At 72.7% G+C, this 2240-nt stretch carries 2 protein-coding genes; one reads left to right on the top strand and one right to left on the bottom strand.

The window, feature by feature from the left end; genetic code table 11:
• Positions 1-1258, bottom strand: a 1258-nt coding sequence (locus K2Z83_RS00340; protein ID WP_220593197.1) for a PLP-dependent aminotransferase family protein, incomplete at its 3' end; no start/stop codon positions are given.
• A 131-nt stretch (positions 1259-1389) separates the two neighbouring features.
• Here K2Z83_RS00340 and K2Z83_RS00335 point away from each other — a divergent pair.
• Positions 1390-1956 carry a pyridoxamine 5'-phosphate oxidase family protein gene (locus K2Z83_RS00335; RefSeq protein WP_220593196.1) on the top strand — a complete coding sequence of 189 codons (567 nt, stop codon included), beginning with the start codon at positions 1390-1392 and terminating at the stop codon, positions 1954-1956.
• Positions 1957-2240: the final 284 nt, after the last annotated feature.

The following is a 2240-nucleotide window of genomic DNA, read 5'->3' as shown; positions in this document are numbered from 1 at the left end:
CCTCGGCCGGGGCCACGTCGAGGCGGCCGGCCAGCGGGCGCGCCGCCTCGACCAGGGCGGCCTGGCGGGCGGCGTAGCGGGCGCGCGTGCGCCGCAGGTGGCGGGCGAAGTGCCCCTCGGCCAGGAAGTCGGCGACGATGGCCTGCTCGATTCCCGGCGAGTGGCGGTCGGCCAGGGCGCGGGCGGCCACGAAGGCGGGCACCAGGTCGGGCGGGACAACCATGTAGCCCAGACGCAGCGCCGGGAAGAGCACCTTGCTGAAGGTGCCCAGGTAGATCACCCGGCCGTCGCCGTCGAGGCCCTGGAGCGCGGCCAGGGGCCGGCCCGCGTAGCGGTACTCGCTGTCGTAGTCGTCCTCGATCACCCAGGCCCCGGCGGCGCGCGCCCAGGCCAGCAGGGCGAGCCGGCGGGGCAGGCTCATCGTCACCCCCAGGGGGAACTGGTGCGAGGGCGTGATGTAGGCCAGGCGGGACTGCGGGGCCAGCCGCGCCCCGGCGGCCACATCGAGCCCCTCGGCGTCCACCGGGACGGGGGCCAGCCGCGCGCCGGCGGCCAGCAGGGCGCCGCGCGCGCCCATGTAGCCGGGGTCCTCGATCCAGGCCTCGTCGCCGGGGTCGAGCAGCACGCGGGCCGCCAGGTCGAGCCCCTGCTGCGAGCCGCTGACGACGACGACCTGGCCGGGGTCGCAGCGCACGCCGCGCGCGGCCGCCAGGTGGGAGGCGATCGCCTCGCGCAGCGGCAGGTAGCCGGCCGGGTCGCCGTAGGCCATGAGCTCGGGCGGCGGGCTGCCGTAGCGCCGGGCGGCCAGGCGCGCCCAGGTGGCGTGGGGGAATCCGTCGATGTCGGGCAGGCCGACCTGGAAGGCCCGCGGGCGCACCCGGTCGCCCGACGAGGCGCTGACCGGCGTGGCGGCGAGGGCCGCGCCCCTGGCCGAGAGCCGGCGCGGGGCGGGCCGCTCATGGGCGGCGGGCGGGCGGGCCGGCGGCCCGCCGTGGCCCAGCAGATCCTCGGGCAGGGACGTGGCCACGAAGGTGCCCGCGCCCACCCGTCCCTCCAGGTAGCCCTCGGCGAGCAGCTGCTCGAAGGCGCTCACCACGGTGGAGCGGGCCAGGCCCATGCCCGCCGCCAGCTCGCGGCTGCTCGGCAGGCGGGCGCCCGGGGCCAGCCGGCCGTCGAGCACCGCCGCGCGGATCTCGTCGTAGAGCTGCCGGTAGAGCGGGAGATCTGACTGCGGGCTAAGGGTGAGGGGGGAGAACATGGAATTGAGAATTGAGAATGGAATATGTCAGAGTGGTATGGCGATCATAGCATAGATTGGCACTTCTCAGAGACCAATCGCCCTGCTACTCTGCAATCTGCAATCTACAATCTGCAATCAGGAGCTCAGCAATGCCAAACGACTACGCGGCCCGGCCAAGGGCCGAGGTGAAGCGCAAGGACCGGGCGGTGGACGACGACGCGTGGATCGCCGATCTGCTGGCCCGCGCGCCGATCGGCTACCTGGCGACCGTGGCCGACGGGCAGCCCTTCATCAACAGCAACCTGTTTGTGTACGACCCGACGCGCGGGGCGATCTACATGCACACGGCGCGCTACGGCCGCACGCGGGCCAACCTGGATGTGGCCGAGCGGGTCTGCCTGAGCGTGAGCGAGATGGGGCGGCTGCTGCCGGCCGAGGTGGCCCTGGAGTTCAGCGTGGAGTACAGCGGCGTGGCGGTGTTCGGGTCGGCGCGCGTGATCGATGACCCGGAGGAGGCGACCCACGGACTACAGATCCTGCTCGACAAGTACTTCCCGCACCTGCGGCCGGGCGAGCACTACCGGCCGATCATCGCCGAGGAGCTGGCGCGCACCAGCGTCTACCGGATCGACATCGAGGAGTGGAGCGGCAAGCGAAAGGCTGTGGCCGACGACTTCCCCGGCGCGTTCCGCTACCCCTACGCGGGGGAGGGATAGGGGCATACTGTTCAAATACGCCCATCTCGCGCCGGCCCTGCCCCCTCTCCCACCAGGGGAGAGGGGGAGCCGGACAGCATTCCAATGCAGAATCGTGCCGCCTGCCGCCTGCCGCCTGTCCGCCCCCAAACTCGCCCGCCCATGGGGCAAGCGGCCGGCTATGGTATACTGCCCGCAGATCTGCACGTGAGAAAGGGTTGGAGAGCAGAATGCCGGTTCTGCGCCCGCTGGCCCGCATCTGGACGGCTCTACTCGCCCTCGCAGCGCTGACGCTGGCTCTCGGC

Source organism: Oscillochloris sp. ZM17-4 (assembly GCF_019599295.1).
Lineage (GTDB): Bacteria > Chloroflexota > Chloroflexia > Chloroflexales > Chloroflexaceae > Oscillochloris.
Note: the sequence above shows the minus strand (reverse complement) of the source record. Positions and strands in the feature narration are given on the sequence as shown.

Excerpts from the sequence above, each read along its gene's own strand:
- K2Z83_RS00335 (WP_220593196.1), top strand. The coding sequence starts at position 1,390 with ATGCCAAACGACTACGCGGCCCGGCCAAGGGCCGAGGTGAAGCGCAAG.